This is a genomic window from Flavobacterium sp. CFBP9031, from assembly GCF_034044945.1.
In the GTDB taxonomy this organism is placed as follows: Bacteria; Bacteroidota; Bacteroidia; order Flavobacteriales; family Flavobacteriaceae; genus Flavobacterium.
Map to the genome: position 1 here is coordinate 488,536 of NZ_JAXCWF010000002.1, position 6,093 is coordinate 494,628.

Genomic DNA, 6,093 nt, shown 5'->3' on the forward strand with positions numbered 1-6,093 from the left:
CAGACAATTTAATTGTCTAATTTCTCACGTCATTATATATTCAAATGTTAGATAAAATCATTCAGTTTAGTATACGAAACAAATTCGTCATACTATTATTTACCCTTGCACTCATTGCTTGGGGAAGCTATTCGCTTAAAAATTTACCGCTCGATGCCCTGCCAGATGTAACCAATAATCAGGTTCAGATTATTACCACTGCACCAACATTGGCGAGTCAAGAAGTCGAGCAATTAATTACGTATCCTTTAGAAAGAGCTGTAAAAACAGTCCCCAATATTATAGAACTTCGCAGTATTTCCCGTTTCGGATTATCGGTTGTTACCGTTGTTTTTGAAGACGATGTAGATATTTATTGGGCTCGCGAACAAATTTTTCAGCGCTTAAAACAAGCCGAAGAAAACATTCCAGATTATGTAAATTCTCCCGAATTGGCACCAATTTCAACAGGATTAGGAGAAATTTACCAATATGATGTTTATGCTAAAAAAGGCTATGAAAACAAATATAGTGCTGTCGAACTGAGAACCATTCAGGATTGGATTATTATTCCTCAATTACAGGGTATTAAAGGTGTTGCCGATGTAAGTACTTGGGGCGGAAAACTAAAACAGTTTGAAATTGCTGTAAATCCAAACATGCTGAATAGCTTGGGTGTAACGATAACCGAAATTTTTGATGCTTTAGAAAAAAACAATCAAAATACAGGTGGTGCTTATATCGAAAAAGATCAATATACGTATTTTATTCGCGGTGTAGGAATGGCAAAAGGCGTAAAAGACCTTGAAAATGTGGTAGTAAAAAACCGAAATGGTTCGCCTGTTTTGGTTCGAAATGTTGCACAGGTGCGCGAAGGCATCGCTTTGCGTTATGGTGCATCAACCAAAGATGGAAAAGGAGAAATTGTTTCGGGTATGGTTTTGATGCTGAAAGGAGAAAACTCCAGCGCTGTTGTAAACCGTGTTCACGAAAAAATGGCTCAGATTAATAAAAGCCTTCCCGAAGGAGTTGTTGCCGAAGCTTTTATTGACAGAGGAAAACTAGTTGATAATTCTATAAAAACCGTTGCTAAGAATTTATTAGAAGGAGCTTTAATCGTAATTTTTGTTCTGATATTATTCTTAGGAAATCTTCGTGCGGGATTGATTGTTGCTTCTGTGATTCCACTGGCAATGCTGTTTGCCGTTATTTTAATGAATGCCTTTGGCGTAAGCGGAAACTTAATGAGTCTCGGAGCCATAGATTTCGGGATTATAGTCGACGGCGCCGTAATAATTGTCGAAGCGACGATGCATCATCTGCAGAAACTCAAAAACAAAAAAGAACTAACGCAGGAAGAAATGGACGAAGAAGTCTATAATTCGGCTTCAAAAATCAGGAACAGTGCTGCTTTTGGAGAAATCATTATTCTGATAGTATATCTGCCAATTCTGGCTTTGATTGGAACCGAAGGAAAAATGTTTAAACCAATGGCCATGACAGTTGGTTTTGCCATTATTGGAGCATTTATTCTTTCGCTGACGTATATCCCAATGATGAGCGCTTTGTTTCTTTCGAAAAAAACAGAACACAAAGAAAACTTTAGCGATCGCATGATTGCTTGGCTAGAAAGCCGTTATACGCCTTTATTGAAAAAAGCCTTAAAATTTAAAAAAGTCGTGCTTTCTATTGCTGTCGGATTATTTGCTTTTGCCTTTATCGTTTTCCAGAATATGGGAGGCGAATTTATTCCAACAATCGAAGAAGGCGATTTAGCTATCAATGCGACCATTATGACAGGAAGTTCGCTAACGCAAATGGTGGAAACTACTACGAAATACGAACAGATTCTAAAAGCTAAATTCCCAGAAATTAAGACTATTGTAACTAAAATCGGAAGTGGTGAAATTCCAACCGATCCGATGCCAATTGAAAGCGGGGATTTGATTATTGTTTTAAAAGACAAAAAAGAATGGAAAGGCAAATACCGTAATTGGGAAGAACTTGCCAATGCCATGAAAGAAGAAATGGAAATTATTCCAGGGGCTAATATCGAAATCTCTCAGCCAATCCAAATGCGTTTTAACGAATTAATGACAGGAAGCCGATCTGATATTGCCATCAAGATTTTTGGTGACGATTTGGAAATTCTAGATGCCAAAGCGACAGAATTGATTTCGAAAATAAAAGGAATCGACGGAATCGGTGATTTAAAAGCTGATAAAGTAACGGGATTGCCACAGATTACCATCAAATACGATTACGATAAAATCGCCCTGTATGGATTGAATATTTCAGATATCAACCAGATTATACGTTCGTCTTTTGCTGGAGAAGTGGCCGGAAAGATTTATGACGAAAGCAAAAGATTTGATGTGGTAGTAAGAATGGATGAAGACAATCGTGGAGATATTACCGATGTAAGTAATTTGTTTATTCCGCTTCCTAGCGGACAGCAAGTTCCCCTTTCTCAGGTTGCTTCTGTAGACTACGAACAAGGTCCTGTACAGGTTATCCGCGAAGACGGAAAACGAAGAATTACCGTTGGTTTAAATGTTCGTGGACGAGATATCAAAAGTGTTGTCGAAGAAATTCAGGCAAAACTGGATAAAAGCTTTAAGCTTCCCGCAGGTTATTATGTGACGTATGGCGGACAGTTTGAGAATTTAATCGAAGCTTCAAAAAGACTTTCTGTAGCCTTGCCAATTGCTTTGGGACTGATTTTAGTCTTGCTGTATTTTACTTTTAAAAGTGCCAAACAAGCGCTGCTGATTTTTAGTGCGATTCCGTTATCGGCTATTGGAGGTGTTTTTGCGCTGTCGCTGAGAGGAATGCCATTTAGTATTTCGGCGGGAATTGGTTTTATTGCCTTATTCGGAATTGCAGTTTTAAACGGAATTGTATTGATTTCGTATTTCAATCAGTTAAAAACAGAAGGAATTTCAGATCCGTTTCAGAGAATTCTTATCGGAACCAAAACACGTTTGCGTCCTGTTTTAATGACTGCAGCTGTAGCTTCATTAGGATTTTTGCCAATGGCTTTATCCACAAGCGGCGGGGCAGAAGTTCAGAAACCTCTAGCAACCGTAGTAATCGGCGGATTAATCTCGGCAACTTTATTAACGTTGATCGTCTTACCGATTTTGTATTTATTGTTGGAGAAGTTTAATCGTAATGAGATAATTAGAAAATCTGATAATTAGATAATTTATTACTGCGTGTAGAAAATAATTTCTCTCGCAGATTCAGCAGATCTGGCAGATTAATTTTAAAAAATCCCCTAAATCTGCAAAATCTGCGAGAGATAAAAAAATAAGAAAATGAAAAACTTAACATATAAAATAGGATTGAAAAAGCTTTGCTCTCGATGGCTATCGGGGTTGCGGTTAATTGCGTTTCTATTGCTTACCTTACCTTCACAAGGACAGCAAACCATAAGTCTGGAAAAAGCAATAGAACTAGCCAAATCAAACAACATCGACTTAAAAATCGCTGACAAAGAAATCGAAAAACAAACCGTTCTTAAAAAAGCGGCTTTTCAGCCCGATCCCTTGCAAGTACAGTATCAGGGTGGGCAGTTTAATAGTGCCGATTTTGACCATAACGTTTCGGTACAGCAGTTTTTTCCGTTAGGAAATATAACTAAAGCCAACCGACAATTGCAGGAAGAATTGGCAAAACTGGCCGAAAAACGAAAAGCTCTGTCTTCGTATGAAATTGAAAAAGCGGTGACATTGGCGTATTATCAATATTTGTATGGTGTTTCCATCCAGAAACTAAATTCAGAATTGAATGCTATTTACACCAAGTTCTTAAAGAACGCCGAGCTTCGTTTTAAAACAGGAGAAAGCGGAAACATAGAAGTAATTAGTGCAAAAGCTAAAGTAAAAGAAATTGAGACACAGAAAGCACAGTTAGAATACGACTTGGCAATCTATCAGAAACAATTGCAATTTTTCATTCAGACAGACGAAAATATTGTTCCCGATTCAAAGACGGCTTTACAATACACTTTTATAGAAAATCAGGAAAATACAGAAGCAGAAACGCTGATGACCGATTTTTATCAGCAGCAGATTTCGGTTTACCAAAAAGAAGCGGGAACGTTTAAAGCACTGCGAACACCAAAAGTTGGATTAGGCTATTTTGCACAAACCATTAATACCGAATCGCTGTTTCAGGGTTTTACAGCAGGATTACAGATTCCGTTATTTGGCGGTGTGAATACGACCAAAGCCAAAGCGGCTGAAATCAGTATTTCGCAGTCGCAAATGGCTTTAGATCGAAATAAAATGATGCTGAATCTGCAGAAAGAAGAATTGCAGAACAATTTCAAAAAGCAGCAGAAAAACTTAGCTTATTTCCAAAATGAAGGGCTGCATTATGCCGATCAGATTATTGAAACGGCGCAAAAAAGTTATGCCAACGGCGATATGAGTTACTGGTCGTATATCAGCTTTTTAAATCAGGCCATTGATATTAAAAAACAATTTGCAGAGGCAACGCACAGCTATAATCAGAGCGCTATCGAACTTCAATTTCCAACTATCAAAAACAATTAATCATGAAAAATATACTGAATTATTTAACCGCAAAGAGCGCAAAGATTTTAACGCAAAGTTTAATTTCCTTGCGTGCCTTGCGCTTTGTCTTTGCGTGCCTTGCGGTTACTTTAGCAAGTTGTAACGAAAAGAAAGCGGAAGAAGCTCAGGAAGAAGAAAAAGAAACTACAGAAGTGGCTTTGACGGAATCACAATACAAAACGGTTGGCATTGAAACTGGAATTGTAGAAGATCGAAATCTTAACAAAGTCATCAAAGCAAATGGTTACACAACAGTTCCTCCGCAAAATTCTGCTGAGGTTTCGACTTTAATTGGCGGAACAGTAAAAGATATTTTTGTTTTAGAAGGAACTTATGTAAACAAAGGGAAAGTTCTAGCAACGATTCAGAATTTGGAAGTTATAGAAATGCAGGAAGATTATCAGTCGGCCGTTGCGAATGTTGAATTCTTGCAGTTAGAGTATAATCGTCAGAAAACATTGAGTGAGGAAAATGTGAATCCGAGAAAGACTTTTCAGGAAGTAAAAGCCAAATTAGCAGCCGAAAGAGCTCGTGCTCAAGCAGCAAAAAACAAGTTGGATGCTTTACATGTCAATACAAAAGGAGCGACATCGGTCGTGCCGATTGTTTCGCCAATAAATGGTTTTGTTGGAAAAATCAATATTGCCAAAGGTGCTTTTGCGAATACAGGAGTTTCGCTTTTTGAAGTGGTAGACAACAGTCAGATGCATTTGGATCTGAATGTATATGAAAAAGATTTGGGTTCGATTTCTGTTGGTCAGGTAATTGATTTTGTGTTAACGAATCAGTCGAATAAATCGATTAAAGGAAAGATTTTCGGAATCAATAAGTCTTTTTCTAACGAAAGTAAAACGGTTGCCGTACATGCCAGAATTGATCCCGCTGATGCCAAAGGTTTGATTCCGGGAATGTACGTTTCTGCGAATATTAATATTACCAATGCAACTGTTCCAGCGCTTCCAAAAGATGCAGTAGTTAGAAATGCTGATAAGTATTTTGTTTTTGTTCAGGAAGAAGGTCATGCAGAAGAAAAACACGAACACAAAGCAGGCGAAAAAGAAGAAGCACACGAAGAAGAAATTCATTTTAAAGCTGTAGAAGTTATTCCAGGCACAACCGATTTAGGTTTTACAGAAGTAAAATTCGTTGATAAGATTGATTCTCAATCAAAGATTGTTACAAAAGGCGCATTTTATCTGCTTTCTGCAATGAAGGGAGGCGGGGAGCATTCGCATTAGTTTTTTTTAAAAGATGCTAAGTAGCTAAGATACTAAGGGACTAAGTTTTTTTGTTGGATTGGAATTTGCTCGCAAAGGCGCCAAGTCGCAAAGTTTTTTACAAGGAGAATAAACGTATTATTTGTCATTTCGACGAAGGAGAAATCTCCACAAGTAGCTCCGTTCCTAGAATTCAATCTTTGTGGAGTTTCTAGCGGAGATTTCTCCTTCGTCGAAATTGTAAAAGTCACTTATTTCGGTAACGGATTTATCATTTCGATTGGCTTTTTTCCATCAATTCCCTGATGTGGCCT

General features: G+C 37.8%; 3 protein-coding genes. All 3 read left to right on the top strand.

The window, feature by feature from the left end; all coding sequences use genetic code 11:
* Positions 1–44 precede the first annotated feature (44 nt).
* The 3 genes from SOM12_RS05665 to SOM12_RS05675 all read left to right on the top strand — a co-directional run bounded on the left by SOM12_RS05665 (position 45) and on the right by SOM12_RS05675 (position 5,800).
* Positions 45–3,182 carry a CusA/CzcA family heavy metal efflux RND transporter gene (locus tag SOM12_RS05665; protein WP_320492712.1) on the top strand — a complete coding sequence of 1,046 codons (3,138 nt, stop codon included), beginning with the start codon at positions 45–47 and terminating at the stop codon, positions 3,180–3,182.
* Between the two features lie 117 nt (positions 3,183–3,299).
* Positions 3,300–4,541 carry a TolC family protein gene (locus SOM12_RS05670; RefSeq protein WP_320492713.1) on the top strand — a complete coding sequence of 414 codons (1,242 nt, stop codon included), beginning with the start codon at positions 3,300–3,302 and terminating at the stop codon, positions 4,539–4,541.
* 2 nt (positions 4,542–4,543) lie between these two features.
* Entirely contained in the window at positions 4,544–5,800 is a 1,257-nt protein-coding gene (locus tag SOM12_RS05675) for an efflux RND transporter periplasmic adaptor subunit (RefSeq protein ID WP_320492714.1), read from the top strand.
* The last annotated feature ends 293 nt before the right edge of the window (positions 5,801–6,093 follow it).

Coding starts and splice junctions, on each gene's coding strand:
- SOM12_RS05665 (WP_320492712.1), top strand. CDS start 45: ATGTTAGATAAAATCATTCAGTTTAGTATACGAAACAAATTCGTCATA.
- SOM12_RS05670 (WP_320492713.1), top strand. CDS start 3,300: ATGAAAAACTTAACATATAAAATAGGATTGAAAAAGCTTTGCTCTCGA.
- SOM12_RS05675 (WP_320492714.1), top strand. CDS start 4,544: ATGAAAAATATACTGAATTATTTAACCGCAAAGAGCGCAAAGATTTTA.